This window comes from Streptomyces thioluteus, from assembly GCF_039535865.1.
In genome coordinates this window covers 1-20,167 of record NZ_BAAAXZ010000097.1, presented here as the reverse complement: position 1 = coordinate 20,167, position 20,167 = coordinate 1, and the positions used below count along the sequence as shown (strand labels likewise).

The following is a 20,167-nucleotide window of genomic DNA, read 5'->3' as shown; positions in this document are numbered from 1 at the left end:
CGCCCTGACAGACTGGCCGCATGCGCATTGTGGTTCTGGCCGGCGGGATCGGGGGCGCCCGCTTCCTCCGCGGCCTCAAGTCAGCAGTCCCTGACGCGGACATCACCGTCATCGGGAACACCGGCGACGACATCCACCTCTTCGGACTCAAGGTCTGTCCCGACCTCGACACGGTGATGTACACGCTCGGCGGCGGCATCCACGAGGAGCAGGGGTGGGGTCGGGCCGGTGAAACCTTCGCCGTGAAGGAGGAGTTGGCCGCCTACGGCGTCGGGCCCGAGTGGTTCGGGCTCGGCGACCGCGACTTCGCCACCCACATCGTCCGTACCCAGATGATCTCCGCCGGCTATCCGCTCAGCGCCGTCACCGAGGCGCTGTGCGAGCGCTGGCGGCCCGGGGTACGGCTGCTGCCCATGAGCGACGACCGCGTCGAGACCCACGTCCTGATCGACGACGGGGACGGCGGACGGAAGGCCGTCCACTTCCAGGAGTACTGGGTGCGGCTGCGCGCCCAGGTGCAGGCCCATGCGATCGTCCCGGTCGGCGCCGAGCAGGCCAAGCCCGCGCCCGGGGTGCTGGAGGCGATCGCCGCCGCGGACGTCATCCTCTTCCCGCCGTCCAACCCGGTCGTCAGCGTCGGCACCATCCTCTCGGTGCCGGGTGTCCGCGAGGCGGTCGCCGGGGCGGCGGCGCCGGTCGTCGGCCTCTCCCCGATCGTCGGCGACGCGCCGGTGCGCGGCATGGCCGACAAGGTCCTGGCAGCCGTCGGCGTGGAGTCCACAGCGGCGGCCGTGGCCCGGCACTACGGCCCCGACCTGCTGGACGGCTGGCTGGTGGACACCGTGGACGCGGACAGGACCGCCGACGTCGAGGCGGCGGGCATACGCTGCCGCGCCGTCCCCCTGATGATGACCGACACCGAGGCGACGGCGCGGATGGCCGCGGAGGCGCTCGCCCTGGCCGAGGAGGTACGCGCGTGACCGAGACACCCTCCTACCGGGTCTGGGCCCTTCCCGGCATCCCGGAGGTCCGGCCCGGCGACGACCTCGTCAAGCTCCTCGCGACGGCGGCCACGGCCGACGGCACGCCCGGGCTGGCCGACGGCGACGTCCTGGTCGTCACCTCGAAGATCGTCAGCAAGGCGGAGGGGCGCGTCGTCGAGGCGGTGGACCGCGAGGCCGCGATCGACGCCGAGACCGTCCGGGTGGTGGCCCGGCGCGGCACGCTCCGCATCGTCGAGAACCGGCTCGGTCTCGTCATGGCCGCGGCCGGCGTCGACGCCTCCAACACCCCGTCCGGCACGGTGCTGTTGCTGCCCGAGGACCCCGACGCCTCCGCCCGCGCCCTGCGCGCCGGGCTGCGCGAGGCGCTCGGCGTGGACGTCGGCGTCCTGATCACCGACACGGCCGGCCGCCCCTGGCGCAGCGGTCTGACGGACATGACGATCGGCGCGGCCGGCGTCCGGGTCCTCGACGACCTGCGCGGCGGGACGGACACGCACGGCAACCCGCTGAACGTGACGGTCGTCGCGACCGCCGACGAACTGGCCGCCGCCGGCGACCTGGTGAAGGGCAAGGCGGGCGGGCTGCCGGTGGCGGTGGTGCGCGGGCTGCCGCACGTGGTGGACGAGGCGGCGGAGGACGCCCGGGCGCTGGTCCGGGGCGCCGAGTCCGACATGTTCCGGCTGGGGACGTCGGAGGCGGTGCGCGAGGCGTTGTCGCTGCGGCGCACGGTGCGGGAGTTCACGGACGATCCGGTGGACCCGGGCGCCGTCCGGCGCGCGGTCGCCGCCGCGCTGACGGCACCGGCGCCGCACCACACGACGCCGTGGCGGTTCGTCCTGCTGGAGTCCGCGGAGTCCCGGACGCGGCTGCTGGACGCGATGCGGGACGCGTGGATCGCGGACCTGCGCCGGGACGGGCGCTCCGAGGCGAGCATCGCACGCCGCGTCCGGCGCGGGGACGTGCTGCGCAACGCGCCGTACCTGGCCGTGCCGTGCCTGGTGATGGACGGCTCCCACGACTATCCGGACGCGCGGCGTGCCGCGGCGGAGCGGGAGATGTTCGTGGTGGCGACGGGGGCCGGGGTGCAGAACTTCCTGGTGGCGCTGGCGGGTGAACGGCTGGGGTCGGCGTGGGTCTCGTCGACGATGTTCTGCCGGGATGTGGTGCGGGAGGTTCTGTCCCTGCCGGAGGAATGGGATCCGATGGGGGCCGTGGCGATCGGGCGGGCGGCGGGGGCGCCGCGGGAGCGGGGGGGAGCGGGTGCCGGACGCGTTCGTCGCGGTGCGGTAGGGGTGCCCCGGCCCCGCCCTTTCTCCCCCAGCTACCTCCCCCAGCTACCGCTGGGGGTGCCCCCAGGAGGTGCCCCCAGTTTCTCCCGGGGCTGCGCCCCTCGACCCCGCAGCGCGGCTGCGCCGCGGTGGGCGGGGGGCGCAGCGCCCACGCCCCGGCGGGGGCTTCGCCCCCTGCACCCCACTTCCGGGGCTCCGCCCTGGCCCCCGTTCGGGGCTACGCCCCGGACCCCGCAACCGCGCTCCGCGCGGTTGTCCTCAAACGCCGGACGGGCTGAAATAGCGCGCCCGGACCTGAAATCCAGCCCGGGGCGCACAATGCAGCCCGGGCGCGCACCATCAGCCCGTCCGGCGCTTGAGGACAGCGCCCGCAGGGCGCTTCAGGGGGCCAGGGGCGCAGCCCCGATGCGGGCGCCCAGGGAGCGCAGCCCCGAGCAGGGGTCCAGGGGGCGCAGCCCCCGGCGGGGTGCAGGGGCGGAGCCCCGCCCACCGCGCGGAGCGCGGACCCTCGGCCCCACCGCGCGGAGCGCGGGCCCCGCGCGCCCCGCGCCCCGCGGGGGTGGCACAGGGGCGCAGCCCCTGCGGAAACGGTGAAAGGGCGGGGCGGGGGCAAACCCCCTCACCACGACCTGATGTCGTTCACCGACAACCGCGGCGCCCGCCTCGGCTGCCCCCCGCTCGCCAGCAGGATCAACCGGCACGCCCGATGCCGCTGCCCCTCGTACGGCGCGAGCAGCGACAGCATCCCCGTATCGTCCACACCCCGCGTCCCCGACAGCGCCCACCCCACCGTCTTCGGCAGGTGCAGGTCCCCGACCGTCACCGCGTCCGCCGCGCCATGGCTGCGCTGCACCGTCTCCGCCGCCGTCCACGGGCCGATGCCGGGCACGGTGCACAGCAGGGCCGCGGCCCCGCGCGGGGTCCAGGGAGGACACGGACTCCAGGCGGGACGCCACCCGCGCCCGCCCGCACGATCGTCGCCGAGCGCTTGCCGTCGACGCCCGCCCGGTGCCACTCCCAGGAGGGGATCAGGGCCCAGGCCCGCGCGTCGGGCATGACCCGCATGCGCGGCATGCCGGACGACGGACCGGGCGCGGGGTCGCCGTGGCGCGACAGGAGCAGGCGCCAGGCGCGGTACGCCTCGTCGCTGGTGACCTTCTGCTCCAGGACGGCGGGGACCAGCGACTCCAGGACCAGGCCGGTCCGGGCCAGCCGCAGGCCCGGATTGCGGCGGTGCGCCTCGTGCAGCAGCCGGTGCCGGGGGACGAACGCGGCGGGGTCGTCGTCCGCGCCCAGCAGCGCGGGCAGGTGGTCGAGGAGCCAGTCCCCGCCGGGGCCCCACGCCTCGGCGAGCACGCGGCCGTCCCGCGCCGCCATTCGCACCGTGCCGGGACCGGCCGGGGTGCGGCTGGCCCGCCAGACCGCGCCGTCGGCGGCGACCCGGTACGCGGGGTCGCCGGGGCCGCGCGCCAGGACGCCGAGGGTGCGCCCCAGGTCGTACGGGCCCGGCGGGGGCCCAGCTGCGGGTGGCCATCCGGCCAGGGTACGTCTGCCTCGCGTCACCGTCCGGCGTACCCCGGTTCCGGCCGGGGCCGCCGACAGCCCTACTGGTCGGACGAGAAGCGCACCGCTCCCGGCGGGAGCTGCGCACCGCACCACACCCGGGCCCCGGCCCGCAGCTCGTTGTCCGCGCCGACGACGGCCCCGTCGCCGACGACCGCGCCGTCCAGCACCGTGCGCGCCCCGATGCGCGCCCCCGCGCCCACGAGCGAGTCGCGGATCCGCGCGCCCGGCTCGACGACGGCCCCGTCCAGGACGGTGCTGCCGTCGATCCGCGCGCCCGCCCCGACCCGGGCGCCCGCGCCGATCACGGTGCCGCCCATGAGCTTGGCGTCGGGGGCGACCTCGGCGGAGTCGAGGACGAGGCGCTCGCCGTGGCGGCCGGGCACCGCCGGCGACGGGGCGCGGCCCAGGACCAGGTCGGCCGAACCGCGGACGAACGCCTGCGGCGTGCCGAGGTCGAGCCAGTAGGTGGAGTCGACCATGCCGTGCAGGTGCGCCCCGTCGGCCAGCAGCCCGGGGAAGGTCTCGCGCTCGACCGAGACGGGCCGGCCGGCCGGGATGGTGTCGATGACGGACCGGTTGAAGACGTAGGCGCCCGCGTTGATCTGGTCGGTGACGATCTCCTCGGGGGTCTGCGGCTTCTCCAGGAAGGCGGTGACCCGCCCGTCCGGGTCGGTCGGCACGAGCCCGTACGCCCGCGGGTCCTCGACCCGCGTCAGGTGCAGGGAGACGTCCGCGCCCGCCGCGCCGTGGGCGGAGATCAGCGCGCGGATGTCCAGGCCGGTGAGGATGTCCCCGTTGAAGATCAGCACGGGGTCGTCGGGGCCGGAGTGCAGCCGGTGGGCGACGTTGCGGATGGCTCCGCCGGTGCCGAGCGGCTCGACCTCGGTGACGTACTCCAGGTGCAGGCCCAGCGCGGACCCGTCGCCGAAGTACGGCTCGAAGACCTCGGCCAGGTAGGACGTGGCGAGCACGATGTGCTCGATCCCGGCGGCCCGGGCCCTGGCCAGCTGGTGGGTCAGGAAGGGGACCCCGGCCGCCGGGACCATGGGCTTGGGGGTGTTCACCGTGAGCGGGCGCAGCCGGGTCCCCTTGCCGCCGACCAGGAGGATCGCTTCGCGCGACGGGGACGGCTGGTGCGGTTCAGTCAACGGTTCGTCTCTGCTTCCTGGTGGGGCCGGGCCGTGAACGGCGGCCAGTGTATGCAGAACGTACGGTTCCGGCCGCGCCCGGTCAGCGGCCGCGCGTCATCGGCCCTGTGCGCGGGCCGCCTTGGTGCGGACGGTGCCGAGCTTGCCGTAGAGGCGGTCGCCGGGGCACTCGGTGGAGTAGCCGTCCCGGTGGCCGGAGATGACCTTGAGTTTGACCTTCGCGCCCTTCTTGAAGAGGTTCCCGCCGGCGGAGACCAGGGTGGCGGTCCCGCGCGGGTTGGCGTTGAAGAGGCCGAGCTTCCAGGCGGTGAGGGCGGCGATGGCGTTCACCGCGGCGGTGGGCGGGTTGGTCTTGCCGAAGGTGCCGAGGACGGCGATGCCCATGCTGTTCGTGTTGAAACCGAGCGTGTGGGCGCCCTTGACGGCTTTGGCCACGCCGCCCGCGCGGCCCTCGTAGACCGTTCCGCACTTGTCGACGAGGAAGTTGTAGCCGATGTCCCGCCAACCGCTGCTGACGACGTGATAGCGGTAGATACCGCGGATGACGGAGGCCGACTGCGCGCAGGTGTAGGTGTTGCCGGAGGCCGTGTGGTGCACGAAGGCGGCCTTCACCTTCTTGGTATAGACGAATCCCCGTTCCCGGAGGGACTCGTCCGCGCCCCAGCCGGCCCGGGTGACGATCCGCGGGCGGGGCCCGGCGTACCCGGCGTAGGCACCGTTGTCGTTGTCCTCGTCCGCGGCGGCGTCGTCGTCGAAGGCGCTCTCGTCGCCCCGCTGGGGCCCGTCGGCCGGACGGTCGGGGCGGTCCGGCCGATCGGGACGGTCCTGGCGGTCCGGACCGTACGGACGGTCCGGGCGGTCGTGGCCGTACGGGCGGTCGGGCCGGTCGGGACGGTCGTGACCGTACGGACGGTCGGGGCGGTCGTGACCATAAGGCCGGTCGGGACGGTCGGGCCGATCGTGGCCATAGGGCCGATCAGGACGGTTGGGGCGATCGGGGCGGTAGGGCCGGTCCGGGCGGTCGGGGTCCGTGGTCGCGGAGATCCCCGCGGGCCCGTCGCCGGCCTTCCCCTCCCCCGCCGCGCCCTCGTCGTCCGAGCCCGGCCGGTCCCGGTCGTGATCACGGTCACGGTCCCGGTCCCGGCCGCCGGAGCCGCCGCCGCTGGTGCCGGGCAGGGCACCGTGGTGCGCCGGGCTCGCGGAGCTCGTCGAGCTGACGTTGGCGCCGGGGTCGACGGCCGTGATGGCCTCCACCTCCGTCGTGGTGGGGCGCTTGGCGGAGGCGGGGATCTCGGTGGCGCCCAGCGGGGCCAGCGGGGCGTTGACGGCGGAGCTGTTGCGCTCCTCGTCGTCGGGGGACGGCATGGCCCGGGTGCGGGGCCGGCGGGCGGGGTCCGCGCCGGGGTCGACGAGTTCGATGCGCATGCCCTTGGGCAGCACGGCCGCGACCGGCTTGCGGCCGGCCGGGGTGGCGGGCCGCACCCGCACCTCGACGGCGTCGGAGGCGCCCACCCACAGCGGGGCGGTGGACCCGCGGCGTCCCGCGCGGGCCTCGGGGGTGTCGAGGTCGGGGCGGTCGTGGTCCTGGGCCTGGACGTCCTGCCAGCCGGACCAGGCGCCGCTGTTCATGTTCCGGGTACGGACCTGGGCCCGGCCGCGCAGTTCGGCGCCCGCGTTGTCCCAGACGATGCCGACCAGCGAGAAGGGCTTGACCTTCTGGGCCCGCAGCCCCTGTGCGGGGGCGGCCTCGGGGGTCCGGGCGGCGCCGGTCTGGGCGTTGTCCGCCGGCAGGGGCACCAGGGGCAGCGAGTACGTCGCGCCGGGCAGGTCGGGCAGATCGGGCAGGACTGCCGCGGCGGGCCGGACGGGGCCCCGCACGCCCTGGGCGGTGACTCCGTGGGCGGGGGCACCCGGGGCGGCGAGGAAGGGCAGCGCCAGGGTGGCGGCGCAGGCGGTGACGGCCGAGGTGACGAGGATTCCACGCATGACAAAGATCCTGGGCATATCGGTACATATCTGTCCATTCCTAAGGTGACGGTCTGTCGGGCGTGGCGGCCCGGCGGACGCGTCCGTCCGACTGACCGTCACCGGCCCCGCGGCGTACCCTGGCCGCGATGAACGCCACCGACCGCACCCCCGCCGACCTGCTGCGTTCCGCTCTCGCCGCGGACCCGGCCCGCCCCCTCGTGACCTTCTACGACGACGCCACGGGCGAGCGCGTGGAACTGTCCGTGGCCACCTTCGCCAATTGGGTGGCCAAGACCGCCAATCTGCTCCAGGACGACCTCGCCGCCGAACCCGGCGACCGCCTCGCGCTGCTCCTCCCCGCCCACTGGCAGACCGCCGTCTGGCTGCTCGCCTGCTCCTCCGTGGGCGTCGTCGCCGAGGTGGACGGCGACCCGGGCGCGGCCGGTCTCGTCGTCGCCGGGCCGGACCGGCTGGACGAGGCGCGCGCCTGCTCCGGGGAGCGCGTCGCGCTCGCCCTGCGCCCGCTGGGCGGCCGCTTCCCGCAACCGCCGGAGGGCTTCGCCGACTACGCCGTCGAGGTGCCGGGCCAGGGCGACCGCTTCGCCCCGTACGCCCCGGTGGACCCCACCGCCCCCGCGCTCTCCGTCGGCGGACTGGAGCTGACGGGCGCACAGCTCGTGGGGCGGGCCCGGGCGGACGCCGCCGGACACGGCCTCGGGTCCGGGTCGCGGCTGCTGTCCGGGCTGTCGTACGGCACCTGGGAAGGGCTGTCCGCCGGCCTCTTCGCCCCGCTGGCCGCGGACGCCTCGGTGGTGCTCTGCCGCAACGCCGACCGGCTGTCCGCCGAGGGCCTCGCCGCACGGCAGGAGAGCGAGCGCGTCACCGTGACGGCCCTCTGACGCTGCCGGACCGCCGTACCGGGGCGATGATCGACGGGTACGCACCGCCGGAACCGCCCCGGAGGGAGGTCGCGCAGCCGTGGTCCGCACCTCCCGCACGGGCACCGCGCGCCGCAGGCGCCGCTGGCTGCGCCGGACCGCCCTGGCCCTGGCGGTGCTCGTGCTGGCCGCCGGGGTCACCACCTGGGTGCTGTACGAGCGCCTCGACGGCAACATCACCACCGACACCCGCACGGCGGAGGAGCTGGCGCGGTACGAGCGCGAGCGCCCCTCGGCCCTGGTCTCCGGCGCCCAGAACATCCTGATCATCGGCTCCGACACCCGCGGCGGCGCCGGGAACGGCGCCTACGGCGCGGACAGCGGCACCCAGCGCTCGGACACCACGATCCTGCTGCACCTGGCCGCCGACCGCGGGAGCGCGACCGCCGTCAGCATGCCCCGCGACCTGATGGCGCAGATCCCCAAGTGCCGCCGTCCCGACGGCACGTTCACCAACGAGCGCTTCGCCCAGTTCAACTGGGCCTACGAGTTCGCCGGCGCCGCCTGCACCATCCGCACCCTGGAGAACATCACCCACGTACGGGTGGACCACCACATCATCGTGGACTTCACCGGCTTCAAGCGGCTGGTGGACGCGGCCGAGGGCGTCGAGGTCTGCCTCCGGAAGCCCGTCGACGACCGCGAGGCCCATCTGCGGCTGCCCGCGGGCCGTCAGATCCTGCACGGCGAGGCGGCCCTGGGCTTCGTCCGGGCCCGCTACGGCATCGGCGACGGCAGCGACACCGAGCGGATGGGGCGTCAGCAGGAATTCCTGGGCGCCCTCTTCCAGGAGATGCACAGCGACGGCGTCCTGCTCAACCCCACCCGCCTCTACCCGGTGCTCGACGCGGCGACCAAGTCGCTGACCACCGACGCCGGGCTGGACTCGCTGCGCAAGATGTACGACCTGGTGCGCACGGTGCGCAACATCCCCACCGAACGCGTGCAGTTCCTGACGGTGCCCCGCCACCCGTACCCGTACAACGCGGACCGCGACGAGCTGGTGCAGCCGGACGCGGACCAGCTCTTCGAGCTGCTGCGCCACGACCGGCCGGTGGCGGTGACCGCCCGCATCCGCCCGGCGGACGGCAAGTCCGGTGCGGACGGCCCGGAGTACCCGGAAGGCCCGGAAAGCCCGGAAAGCCCGTACCGCCCGTCCGACACTCCCTCACCCACCGCTCCCCCCACCTACGAGGGCACCACCGCCGCCCGCGGCATCTGCGGCTGACCGGCGCGGGGGTACGATCGGACTTTTCGTTCCGTCACCTCTCGGGTGAGCACTGGTGTGAAGAGATGGGACGGATTGCCCGGTTGTAAGGGAAGTGCGATTTGTCACCGACGTCGCGCGCCGCTGAACTGGGCGGATAGTGTGAGCGGTCCGGTGCGCACGGCCGGGTGACCGCGCACTGAAAGACGACATGACCGAGCGCCTCGGGATACAGGCGCCGCGTGGCACCGACGGAGGATTCGAGCGACCGTGGACGCGCAAGGCCGTGGGCAGGCGGATGGGATCGACCCCGCCGACCAGTGGGTCTTCGACCCCAAGACCGGCAGCTACGAGCTGCGCCTGGACCCCTCCTCCGGTACCCCCTCGGGGCATCCCTCCCCCGGTTCCGGGCGGTCCAATCCCACCGCCGGCACCTCGCCGGCGCGGAAGGTGCCCGGCCCCGCCAAGCCGGTGCCGGGCCGCGGCAAGGGCAAGCCCCTGCCCGAGCAGCGCGGCGGCGGACGGCGCGGCGCCAAGGCGGCCGCCGCCACGGCCGCGACGGGCCGGCGCAAACCCAAACCCAGGAAGAGCGCGAAGAAGAAGGTCCTGCTGTGGACCGGCGGCACGCTCGCCTTCCTGCTCGTGGGCGGCTCGATCACGGCGTACCTGGTCTACGACCACTTCAACAACAACATCGACAAGGTCGATGTGGGCGTCTCCAACGAGGCGGTGCCGGACGGCCCGATGAACATCCTGGTCATCGGCACGGACAAGCGCTCCGGCAAGGGCAACACGGGCTACGGCGACAAGGACAGCGTCGGCCACGCCGACACCACCCTGCTCTTCCACGTCTCCGAGGACCGCAGCAACGCGACGGTGATCTCCATCCCGCGCGACATGATCACCGACGTCCCGCAGTGCTCGGCCAAGAAGGACGGCTCGACCAAGAACATCCCCGGCTCGAAGAACGTCCGCTTCAACGAGAGCCTGGGCCAGGACGACCGCGACCCGGGCTGCACCTGGCGGACCGTCGAGCAGGTGACCGGGCTGAAGGTCAGTCACTTCATGATGGCCGACTTCAACGCGGTCAAGGAGATGTCGTCCGCGGTGGGCGGCGTCGAGGTGTGCCTGGGCAAGGACATCAACGACAAGGACTCCCACCTCAAGCTGCCCAAGGGCCGGCACCGGGTCGAGGGCGAGCAGGCCCTGGCGTTCGTCCGTACCCGGCACTCGGTCGGCTTCGGCGGCGACCTCAGCCGGATCGAGCTCCAGCAGCAGTTCCTCAGCTCGATGATCCGGGAGATGAAGTCCTCGGACACGCTGTCGGACCCCGGGAAGCTCTACCACCTGGCCGACGCCGCGACCAAGTCGCTCACCGTCGACACCGGTATAGGTTCCATCTCCAAGCTCACCGCGCTGGCGAAGGAACTCAGCAAGGTGAACCTGAAGAACATCACCTTCACCACCCTCCCCGTCCTCGACAACCCGGCCGACGGCAAGTTCCACAAGACCGTCATCCTCGACAAGGCGAAGGCCGATCCGCTGCTCGCCATGGTCCGCGACGATGTCTCCCTCACCGAGGTCAAGCAGAAGGAGAAGGAGGCCAAGGACAAGGAGAACGCGGCGAAGAAGGAGCAGGACGCCAAGCAGGCGGCGCTCCTCAAGGGCCCCAAGGCCGAGCCCGCCAAGGTGCGGGTGAAGGTCTTCAACGGCAGCGGCAAGGTGGGCGCAGCCCAGGAGACCGTCACCTGGATGCAGAACTCCCAGGCCATGGCCCACAGCGCCAACGGCGGCAACGCCCCCGGCGGCAAGAAGGCCGACAGGACCACGCTGGAGTTCGCCCCCAACCAGGCCGACCAGGCACGCCGTCTCGCGGAGGCCATGGGCCTGCCGGCCGCCGCGCTCAAGCAGGGCGTCAAGGACGCGGCCCCGCTCGCGGAGATGACCCTGGTCCTCGGTGCCGACTTCAAGGGCGCGGGCGTTCCCGTCACCCCCCCGAAGGCCCCGAAGAAGGCGCCCGAGGGCATTCAGAAAATCGAGGCCGACGACAAGAACATCTGCGCGAAGTGAATCCGGCGAACGTTCTTGCGCATCTCATTACCTGGTAACAGAGTCACCAGGTACGACGCTTCTGCCCATCGGGCCGGACGCACCACTCAGGGGAGGGCCCGTTGGGGATCGGCAATGCGCGGGGGGAAGCGGCGGAGAAGACCGACCGGAAGCACGAGCCGGCGGAGGGCGCGGAGACGAAACCCCGGCGCCGCCGCGGCGTGCGAATAGCCCGCTGGACCGCCCTCTGCCTGGCGGTCCTGGTCCTCGCGGTGTCGGCGACGGGCTGGTTCTACTACCGGCACCTCAACCACAACATCCGCAAGAGCAGCCTCAACCTCAGTGACAAGCAGCTGGACCGCAGCGTCCCCAACGCCGAGGGCCAACGCCCCCTCAACATCCTGCTCCTGGGCTCCGACAGCCGCAGCGGCAAGGAGAACCAGGACCTCGGCGGCGCCCGCGAGGACGCCGACCGCCCCGCCCTGGCCGACGTCCAGATGCTGGTCCACGTCTCCGCCGACCGCACCAACATGTCGGTCGTCAGCGTCCCCCGCGACACCCGGGTGACCATCCCCAAGTGCACCGACCCGGCCGACGGCAAGGTCTACCGGGAGACCAGCAGCCAGATCATCAACACCAGCCTCCAGAACGGCGGTCCGGGCTGCACGGTCGCCACCTGGGAGGAGCTCACCGGCATCCCCGTCGACCACTTCATGATGATCGACTTCGCCGGCGTGGTGAGCATGGCCGACGCCGTGGGCGGCGTCCCGGTCTGCGTCAAGGACAACATCCGCGACTCCAAGTCCGGCCTGGAGCTGACGAAGGGCACGCACACCATCAAGGGCGAGCAGGCCCTGCAGTGGCTGCGCACCCGGCACGGCTTCGAGGACGGCAGCGACATCGGCCGCACCCACGCCCAGCACATGTACATGAACGCGATGGTCCGTCAGCTCAAGGGCGGCACCAAGCTCAGCGACCCGGGCCAGCTCACCGACCTCGCCGAGTCGGCCACCAAGGCGCTCACCGTCGACAAGGACCTCGGCTCGGTCAAGAAGCTCTACGACCTCACCAACGACATCAAGCGCGTGCCGTCCGGCCGGATCACCATGACCACCATGCCCTGGGTCCAGGACCCCCAGGACCCGGACGCCCATGTGATCCCCAAGTCCGGTGACGCCGACAAGCTCTTCTCGCTCATCCGCAACGACGTCGCGCTGGACGGCAAGGACAAGAAGAAGCCCGAGAAGCCGGCCCCCTCGGGCTCCCCGGTGGCCAGGAACAACGTCGCCGTCACCGTCTTCAACGGCACCGGGACCGCCGTCCTGCCGCCCGTCGGCGCCCGCGGGTCCGACATCGCCGCGCACCTGGTCAAGCAGGGCTTCGCCAAGGCGACTTCGGACTCCAGCCCCCGGATGCAGGCGGACACCACGATCACCTTCCCGAAGTCGGCGCAGCGGGCGGACGCCCTGGCCGTCGCCAAGGCCCTCGGCCTGCCGGAGAGCGCCGTGCGCCTGACGCCCGAAGCGGACGGCATCACGCTGGTGGTCGGCGGCGACTGGCGCGAGGGCACGTCCTACCCGAAGGCGCCGGGCGCGAAGGCATCGGGCACGGCGGCGAAGGACGACGCCAAGCACGCGGACAAGAAGAACAAGAAGGACGAAAAGGAAGAGAAGCCCGAGGACAACAAGGCCCCGGAGAGCTCCGACCCCCTCAACGGCGACGACAAGTCGGCCTGCATGGAGGTCAATTCGCTCAACAAGTTCTGAACGGAGCGGGACGTCCCGCTCCGTTCGGACGCGACGGCTACGCCTTGACCGCGGGCCGGCGGCTGGCGATCACGCGCTTCGCCAGCGAGCGCGGGCTGGTGAGGAAGCCGAAGCCCCACGACATGTGCATCGTCGCCAGCGCCACGGGGATCTGCGCGCGCGCCTTCAGCGGCAGCCCCCGGCCCGCCGGGACCGACCCGGCGACGATCGCCGCCAGGTAGCCGCCCGGCACGACCAGCGCCCACGGCGTCACCGCGGCGCCCACGACCAGGCCGGCCGCGACGGCGGCCACGGCGGTCGGCGGGGCCAGGTAGCGGAGGTTGATCGAGCCCTTGTGGAAGCGGGCGACGACATGCCGCCAACGGCCGTAGTCCTTGTACTGCTTGGCGAGCGCCCGCACGCTCGGCCGGGGCCGGTAGGAGACCTTCAGCTCCGGCGAGAACCAGATCAGCCCGCCCGCCTCGCGGATGCGGAAGTTGAGCTCCCAGTCCTGGGCCCGGATGAACTCCTCGTTGTACCCGCCCTGCTGCTCCAGCGCCTGCCGCCGGAAGACGCCCAGGTAGACGGTCTCGGCCGGGCCGGCCGCACCGCCGGTGTGGAACGCCGCGTTGCCCACGCCGATCTTCGAGGTCATGGCGGCGGCGACGGCGTGCTCCCAGTCGTTCTCGCCCTCGGCGTGCATGATGCCGCCGACGTTCTGCGCGCCCGTCTCGTCCAGCAGCCGCACGGCCGTCTGGATGTAGTCGGGCGAGAGCATCCCGTGACCGTCCACCCGCACCACGACCGGATGGCGCGAGGCCTTGATCGCGGCGTTGAGGGCGGCGGGCGTGCGGCCCGTCGGGTTCGGCACCGTGTGCACGCGGGCGCGGTTGCTGGACGCGGTCTCGCGCACGAGCTCGGCGGCGATCTCGTCCGTGCGGTCCTTGGACGGGCCGAGGGCGATCACCACCTCGAGCTCACCGGCGTAGTCCTGCTCCAGGATGTGCCGCACGGCGGTGCGCAGATGGCGCTCCTCGTTGAGCACCGGCATGATCACGGAAACTGCGGGCGGCTGCTGCTCTGGCATGGTTCCTCGGGGGTACGGGGGTCGGGGTGCACCCCGTGGCGGTCTGCGGGATCGTCGGCCACGTTACCGCGAACGGGGGACGCGCGGCCGCGCCGCCCGGGTGGCGGGCCCCGGCCGGACGGCGCGGTGAAGCGGACCGTTGATCGTATGGGCCTACGGTGACCCGGTCCCCTCCCCGCGCCGCAGCGGAGGTCTCCCCGTGTCCGTACCGCCCCGCCCCCGAGCCCGCCACGGCGCCCCGCGCCGGCCCCGCTGGGGACTGCGTCTCGCCACGGCGGTGGCCGTCCTGGTGCTGGTGGTCAGTGGCGCGGGACACACGGTGGTGCACGGCATCGAACGGCGCCTCGGCCGCACCGACCCCTTCGCCGGGCTGCGCGACCGGCCCCGGGCCGGCCTGGGCACCAACATCCTGGTCGTCGGCACGGACGGCCGCGACGCGATCACCGAGGAGGAGCGCGTCCGCTACCGGCTCGGCGGCGCGCCCTGCCACTGCACCGACGCCGTGATGCTGGTCCACCTCTCCGAGGCCCGCGACCGCGTGACCGTGGTGAGCCTCCCGCGCGACTCCTACGCGCTGCTCCCCGAACACAAGGACCCCTCGGGCGCCCTCCGCCCCGCCCATCCGCAGAAGCTCAACGCCGCCTACGCGGAGGGCGGCCCCCGGCTGACCGTGCGCACCGTCGAGCGGCTGACCGGGGTGCACGTCGACCACTACCTGGAGGTCGACTTCACCGGCTTCATGCGGACCGTGGACCTCCTCGGCGGGGTGCGGGTCTGCACGGCGCAGCCGCTCAGGGACGCCTGGAGCGGGCTCGACCTGCCGGCCGGCACCAGCACGCTGGACGGCGGGCGGGCCCTGCAGTACGTGCGCTCCCGGCACCTGGGCTCCGGCTCCGACCTGGAGCGGATGCAGCGGCAGCAGCGGCTGGTCGCCGCCCTGCTGCAGCGGGCGGCGGACAGCGGGGTGCTGCTGGACCCGCCGCTCTTCCACGAGATCGCCGTGACCGTGCTCGGCTCGGTCCGCGCCGACCGCGACCTCGACGGGGAGCAGCTGGTCGAGCTGGGCCGCGCGGCGCGGAACCTGACCCCCGCCACGGCCGAGTTCACCTCGGTGCCGGTCTCCGTCGCCGACTTCCCCGTCCCGGGCGTCGGCTCGACGGTGCGCTGGGACGGGCCCGGCGCCGAGCGGATCTTCCGGGCGCTGCGCACGGACCGGCCGCTGGCGGTGCGCGCCGCCGCGCGCGGGGTGCACGACGGGAAGGCCGGGCCTCCGCAGCCGCCGGGGTTCGTCGAGGTGCCGCCCGGGCGGATCAAGGTGCAGGTCCTGGACGGCAGTGGCCGCGCCGGTCTCGGCGGCAAGGCGGGCGCGGAGCTGCGGGCCACGGGTTTCGCCCTCACGGGCGCGGCCGCCGCGGCCCCCGCGCCCTTGCCTCATACGGAGGTCGCCTTCGATCCGCGATGGGACCGCTCGGCGCGGACGCTGGCGGCCGCCCTGCCGGGGGCGGCGCTGCGGCCGGTGACCGGGCAGGGGCCGGTGATGCGGGTGACGTTGGGGGCGGACTTCGGTGGGGTGCGGGTGGTACGGGCGGTGGAGCGGCAGCGCTCGACGGCCGCGCCGGCCGGGGTGCTCACCGGCGACCGGGCAGTGTGCCCGCCGGGCTCCTAGCGGAGGGATGTGCCCCGGTCCCGCCCTTTCACCGTTTCTTCCGGGGAGACCCCGGACCCCATTCGCCCTTCGGGCGAAGTCCTCGAACGCCGGACGGGCTGAATCAGTCCTCGTAGCCCTCCGCGGCCCGGTTCTGGCGGAGCTCCATGATCGCGCGGCGGCGCGCCAGCCGGTGTGTGCGCCGGATCTGCGCCTCCTGGTAACGCCGCCGGTCGCGGTCCGTCTCCGGGAGCACCGGCGGCACCGTCCGCGGCTTGCCGTTCTCGTCGACGGCCGCAAAGACGAGGTAGGCGCTGCCGACCTGGGTCGCCGGCCGCGACTCGTTCCACCGCTCGGCGAGCACCCGCACGCCGATCTCCATGGAGGACCGGCCGGTCCAGTTGACCTGCGCCTTCACATGCACGAGGTCGCCGACCCGGACGGGCTCCAGGAAGGCCATCTCGTCCATGGACGCCGTCACGGCCGGGCCGCCGGAGTGCCGTCCGGCGACCGCCCCGGCCACGTCGTCCACCAGTTTCATGATCACGCCACCGTGCACGGTGCCCAGCAGATTGGTCTCGTTGCTGGTCATGATGTGGGACAGCGTGGTGCGGGACGCCGAGTTCGGCTTGCCGGGTATCGCGTCCTCACCGGACTCGGCGGTCCGGTCGTGAGTGGTCATGCACCCCACTGTATGCGGGCGCCGTCGCCCGGACCGCATGTGTCAGGTCTGCAACAGCCCTGACCCGGTCTCGTAGCACCCGGCGGGGCACCGTGCGCGGGCGGGCACACTTGCCTCCATGAACCAGTGGCCCGAAGCGCGGAACAACGACCCCCGGAACCCGTACGGGAGCCCCGGCGCCCCCATACGTCCCGAGGGCTCGCCCTCCGCGCCGCCGCGCGACGGCTACAACACGGGCCAGGTCTACGGGCGGGGCGGCGGCGCCCCCGGGCCGCGGACGACGCGGCCGAACTGGCGCAAGCGCATCACCATAGGCCTGCTCGCCTTCGTCGCGGTGCTGCTCGTGGTCTCCGTCAGCACCTACTTCTGGGCCGACTCCAAGCTGCGGCGCGAGGTGGACCTCGGCAAGGTCGCGGACCGGCCGCCGGGCGGGGAGGGCACCAACTACCTGATCGTCGGCTCCGACAGCCGCGAGGGCCTGTCCGACGCGGACAAGAAGGACCTGCACACCGGCTCCGCCGACGGCAAGCGCACCGACTCGATGATGATCCTGCACACGGGCGACAACGGCACCACGATGCTGAGCCTGCCCCGTGACTCCTTCGTCACCATACCCGCCTTCACGGGCCAGAAGTCCGGCAAGCAGTTCCCCGCCTCGACGCACAAGCTCAACGTCGCGTACGCGGACGGCGGCGCCGAACTGCTCATCCGCACCGTGGAGTTCAACACACGGGCTGCGCATCGACCACTACGCGGAGATCGGCTTCGGCGGGTTCCGCAGCCTGGTCGACTCGCTGGGCGGCGTGGACATGTGCATCGACAAGCCGATCAAGGACCGTGACTCCGGCGCCGACTTCAAGGCCGGCTGCCAGACGCTGGACGGCAAGCAGTCCCTGGCGTTCGTCCGCCAGCGCCACCAGGAGGCCGACCAGGACCTGGGCCGGATGCGCAACCAGCAGAAGTTCCTCAACACCCTGGCCAAGCAGGCCGCTTCGCCCTCGACGATCCTCAACCCGTTCCGGCTCTACCCGGTGATCGGCTCCGGCTCGACACGCTCATCGTCGACAAGGACATGGAGCTGTGGGACCTGGCGTCGATGTTCTGGGCGATGAAGGGCGTCACGGGCGGCGACGGCAAGCAGATGACCGTGCCGATCGGGAACGCCAACGTGCCGACGCGCAGCGACGGCGTGGCGGTCAAGTGGGACCCGGTGAAGTCCAAGCAGCTCTTCGCGCAGTTGAAGAAGGACGAGAAGGTCACCGTCTCGTAGGCTTCAGGCCGCTTCCCGCACGGCCTCCTCGAAGACCGCGAAGACGCCGCCCTGCGGATCGGAGACGACCGCGCGATCCGGCCCATCGCCATGTCGAAGGGCGGCTGCAGGACCGACCCCCCGGCCCGGACGAGCGCGTCCACCGTGGTGTCGGCGCCGTCCACGGCGAAGTACGTCAGCCAGTGCGGCGGTGTCCCCGGCGGGAGCCGGTCGAGCCCCTGCATCCCGCCCACGGGCCGCCCGTCCACCATGAGGACGTGGTAGCCGGGCACCTCGGGGGACGGCTCGGCCTCGATGCCCAGCGCCGCCGGGTAGAAGGTCAGGGCGCCCGTCGACGTCCGGTGTCGCGAGCTCGTTCCAGGTCAGGGCGCCGGGCTCGTTGACCACCTCGCAGCCGGTGAAGTCGCGCGGCTCCCAGAGGCCGAAGACCGCGTCCGAGGGGTCGGAGACGATCGCCATCCGCCCGAAGGTCAGCACCTCCATCGCGGGCATGACGACCTTGCCGCCGTGCGCGGCGACCGCGCCGGCCGACGCCTCGGCATCGGCGACCGCGAGGTAGGTGGTCCACACCGTGGGCGGCGCGGGCTGCCCGTCCCGGGCCATGGCGGGGCCGATCCCGGCCACCGCCCTGCCGTTCAGCGTGCACACCGCGTACCCGCCGGTCTCCGGCGGCCCGGGCTCGCCCTGCCAGCCGAAGAGGTCCCGGTAGAAGTCGAGCGCGGCGCGCTGGTCCGGCGCCATGAGATCGACCCAGCAGGGGGTGCCGGGCGCGTAACCGTTGCGTACCTCGGACATGCCTCCAGCCTGGGCCCGGGCACGGGCGCCCGCCACTCGGTGGCCCGGGGCTACGCCCGCGGGCGGCCCATCGCCCGGTACGCTCCATCCGGCCGCGCGCCACACGGCGGCGTCCAGCGCGTTGCGGCCGTCCAGCAGGTGCGGCTCGGCGACGACATCCCGGAGCGCGCGGGGGTCCAGCGACCGGAACTCCGCCCACTCGGTCAGGTGCAGGACGACCCGCGCCCCCCGGCACGCCTCCAGGGCGCTGTCCGCGTACGCCAGCGTCGGGAAGACGCGCCGCGCGTTCTCCATCCCCTTGGGGTCGTAGACCGTGACCTGCCCGCCCTGGAGGTGGATCTGCCCGGCGACGTTCAGGGCGGGCGAGTCCCGGACGTCGTCCGAGTCCGGCTTGAACGTCGCGCCCAGCACCGCCACCCGCTGCCCGAGGAAGCTGCCGCCCACGGTCTCCCGCGCCAGCTCCACCATGTGGCCGCGGCGGCGCATGTTGATGGAGTCGACCTCGCGGAGGAAGGTCAGCGCCTGGTCGGCGCCGAGCTCGCCCGCCCCGCGCCATGAAGGCGCGGATGTCCTTCGGCAGGCAGCCGCCGCCGAAGCCGATCCCGGCCCGCAGGAACTTCTTCCCGATCCGCTCGTCGTGCCCGATGGCCTCGGCCAGCTTGGCCACGTCGCCGTCCGCCGCCTCGCAGACCTCGGCCATGGCGTTGATGAAGGAGATCTTCGTGGCGAGGAGGAGTTCGCGGCGGTCTTGACCAGCTCGGCGGTCGGGTAGTCGGTGACGACGAACGCGAGCCCTCGCCGACCGCCGCGTCGCGTACACCTCGCGCAGCACCCTTCTCCGCGCGCTCGCCCCGACGCCGACGACGATCCGTCGGGGTGCAGGGTGTCCTCGACGGCGAAGCCCTCGCGCAGGAACTCCGGTTCCAGGCGAGCTCCACCTCCGCGCCGGCCGGGGCGAGTTCGGCGATCATGCGCGCCAGCCGGGCGCGGAGGCCCACCGGCACGGTGGACTTGCCGACGACCAGCGCGGGGCGGTGCAGCAACGGCGCGAGCGAGGCGACGGCGGCGTCGACGTACGACATGTCGCACGCGTACTCGCCGTGCTTCTGCGGGGTGTTGACACAGACGAAGTGGACGTCGCCGAACTCGCGACCTCCTCCCAGGAGGTGGTGAAACGCAGCCGCCCGCTGGAGCCCGCCAGCCCCGCGACATGCTTGCCCAGCAGCTCCTCCAGCCCCGGCTCGTACATCGGGACCTCGGCGCGCGAGAGCATCTCGATCTTCTCGGGGACCACGTCGAGGCCCAGCACCTCGAAACCGAGTTCGGCCATGGCCGCGGCATGGGTCGCGCCGAGATAGCCGGTGCCGATCACGGTGATCTTGGGGGCCATGCGTGGCTCCAGAGACGTACGGAGGTGCCGATTGCGTGGCCGAGCATAGTCGGGGCCCCGGTTGGGGAGATTCCGGGTGATCGGGTGCTGTCGGCAAGCTCACGTATCCCGGCCTGGAGCGGCGCCCCTACAATCGCGGTTACTAATCGGTAATTAACATGCGCTCTTGGGGAGTTTCGCCGTGGCGGGAAACAAGGACTTCGACCTGTACAAGGTGTCCGAGGAGCACGACGAGCTCCGCAAGGTCGTGCGCTCGCTGCCGAGGCGAAGATCGCGCCGTTCGCCACCGAATAATCCACACAGGCCCGCGACGGTGTGGTCGCCAGTTGTGTGGTTGTGATGGCGTGGTTTGTTGGTTGCTGTGGTAGATGTGTACGGTGAGTG

At 73.1% G+C, this 20,167-nt stretch carries 11 protein-coding genes and 5 pseudogenes; 9 read left to right on the top strand and 7 right to left on the bottom strand.

Annotated features, from left to right (window positions below):
* Window positions 1-20 precede the first annotated feature (20 nt).
* Both cofD and ABD794_RS12545 read left to right on the top strand, forming a co-directional pair.
* Window positions 21-980, top strand: coding sequence for a 2-phospho-L-lactate transferase (cofD, locus tag ABD794_RS12550; protein WP_344963147.1), 960 nt, complete (start codon window positions 21-23; stop codon window positions 978-980).
* Window positions 977-2,294: pseudogene (locus ABD794_RS12545) on the top strand (coenzyme F420-0:L-glutamate ligase). The gene cofD and the pseudogene ABD794_RS12545 overlap by 4 nt, the downstream one beginning before the upstream one ends.
* Before the next feature lie 618 nt (window positions 2,295-2,912).
* Here the strand turns inward: ABD794_RS12545 and ABD794_RS12540 are convergent.
* The 3 genes and pseudogenes from ABD794_RS12540 to ABD794_RS12530 all read right to left on the bottom strand — a co-directional run bounded on the left by ABD794_RS12540 (window position 2,913) and on the right by ABD794_RS12530 (window position 6,993).
* Window positions 2,913-3,827: pseudogene (locus ABD794_RS12540) on the bottom strand (DNA-3-methyladenine glycosylase family protein).
* A 70-nt stretch (window positions 3,828-3,897) separates the two neighbouring features.
* Window positions 3,898-5,007, bottom strand: coding sequence for a mannose-1-phosphate guanylyltransferase (manB, locus tag ABD794_RS12535; RefSeq protein ID WP_344963145.1), 1,110 nt, complete (start codon window positions 5,005-5,007; stop codon window positions 3,898-3,900).
* Between the two features lie 96 nt (window positions 5,008-5,103).
* Complete coding sequence (locus ABD794_RS12530; RefSeq protein WP_425586009.1) at window positions 5,104-6,993, bottom strand: peptidoglycan recognition protein family protein; 1,890 nt, start codon at window positions 6,991-6,993, stop codon at window positions 5,104-5,106.
* A gap of 128 nt (window positions 6,994-7,121) precedes the next feature.
* Here ABD794_RS12530 and ABD794_RS12525 point away from each other — a divergent pair, with 128 nt between their 5' ends.
* The 4 genes from ABD794_RS12525 (at window position 7,122) to ABD794_RS12510 (ending at window position 12,935) form a co-directional block, all read left to right on the top strand.
* Complete coding sequence (locus ABD794_RS12525) at window positions 7,122-7,874, top strand: TIGR03089 family protein (RefSeq protein WP_344963144.1); 753 nt, start codon at window positions 7,122-7,124, stop codon at window positions 7,872-7,874.
* Between the two features lie 79 nt (window positions 7,875-7,953).
* Complete coding sequence (locus tag ABD794_RS12520) at window positions 7,954-9,141, top strand: LCP family protein (RefSeq protein WP_344963142.1); 1,188 nt, start codon at window positions 7,954-7,956, stop codon at window positions 9,139-9,141.
* 249 nt (window positions 9,142-9,390) lie between these two features.
* Window positions 9,391-11,190 carry an LCP family protein gene (locus ABD794_RS12515; protein WP_344963140.1) on the top strand — a complete coding sequence of 600 codons (1,800 nt, stop codon included), beginning with the start codon at window positions 9,391-9,393 and terminating at the stop codon, window positions 11,188-11,190.
* Between the two features lie 101 nt (window positions 11,191-11,291).
* Complete coding sequence (locus ABD794_RS12510) at window positions 11,292-12,935, top strand: LCP family protein (protein ID WP_425586008.1); 1,644 nt, start codon at window positions 11,292-11,294, stop codon at window positions 12,933-12,935.
* Between the two features lie 37 nt (window positions 12,936-12,972).
* On the opposite strand, the gene ABD794_RS12505 is transcribed toward ABD794_RS12510, so the two are convergent.
* Entirely contained in the window at window positions 12,973-14,001 is a 1,029-nt protein-coding gene (locus tag ABD794_RS12505) for a glycosyltransferase family 2 protein (protein ID WP_344963138.1), read from the bottom strand.
* A gap of 199 nt (window positions 14,002-14,200) precedes the next feature.
* Between ABD794_RS12505 and ABD794_RS12500 the strand changes: the two genes are divergently transcribed.
* Window positions 14,201-15,667 (top strand): LCP family protein, encoded by a 1,467-nt coding sequence (locus ABD794_RS12500; RefSeq protein WP_344963136.1) that lies wholly within the window; start codon window positions 14,201-14,203, stop codon window positions 15,665-15,667.
* Between the two features lie 103 nt (window positions 15,668-15,770).
* On the opposite strand, the gene ABD794_RS12495 is transcribed toward ABD794_RS12500, so the two are convergent.
* On the bottom strand, window positions 15,771-16,328 hold the full coding sequence (locus ABD794_RS12495) for an acyl-CoA thioesterase (protein ID WP_344032189.1): 558 nt from the start codon (window positions 16,326-16,328) through the stop codon (window positions 15,771-15,773).
* A 118-nt stretch (window positions 16,329-16,446) separates the two neighbouring features.
* On the opposite strand from ABD794_RS12495, the pseudogene ABD794_RS12490 reads away from it, so the two are divergent.
* A pseudogene (locus tag ABD794_RS12490) lies at window positions 16,447-17,598 on the top strand (LCP family protein).
* A 3-nt stretch (window positions 17,599-17,601) separates the two neighbouring features.
* Here the strand turns inward: ABD794_RS12490 and ABD794_RS12485 are convergent.
* Both ABD794_RS12485 and ABD794_RS12480 read right to left on the bottom strand, forming a co-directional pair.
* Window positions 17,602-18,393: pseudogene (locus ABD794_RS12485) on the bottom strand (VOC family protein).
* A 50-nt stretch (window positions 18,394-18,443) separates the two neighbouring features.
* Window positions 18,444-19,783, bottom strand: a pseudogene (locus ABD794_RS12480) (UDP-glucose dehydrogenase family protein).
* 181 nt (window positions 19,784-19,964) lie between these two features.
* Between ABD794_RS12480 and ABD794_RS12475 the strand changes: the two are divergent.
* Window positions 19,965-20,123 (top strand): hypothetical protein, encoded by a 159-nt coding sequence (locus ABD794_RS12475; RefSeq protein WP_344963166.1) that lies wholly within the window; start codon window positions 19,965-19,967, stop codon window positions 20,121-20,123.
* Window positions 20,124-20,167 lie beyond the last annotated feature (44 nt).

Excerpts from the sequence above, each read along its gene's own strand:
- cofD (WP_344963147.1), top strand. The coding sequence starts at position 21 with ATGCGCATTGTGGTTCTGGCCGGCGGGATCGGGGGCGCCCGCTTCCTC.
- ABD794_RS12530 (WP_425586009.1), bottom strand. The coding sequence starts at position 6,993 with ATGCGTGGAATCCTCGTCACCTCGGCCGTCACCGCCTGCGCCGCCACC.
- ABD794_RS12525 (WP_344963144.1), top strand. The coding sequence starts at position 7,122 with ATGAACGCCACCGACCGCACCCCCGCCGACCTGCTGCGTTCCGCTCTC.
- ABD794_RS12505 (WP_344963138.1), bottom strand. The coding sequence starts at position 14,001 with ATGCCAGAGCAGCAGCCGCCCGCAGTTTCCGTGATCATGCCGGTGCTC.
- ABD794_RS12495 (WP_344032189.1), bottom strand. The coding sequence starts at position 16,328 with ATGACCACTCACGACCGGACCGCCGAGTCCGGTGAGGACGCGATACCC.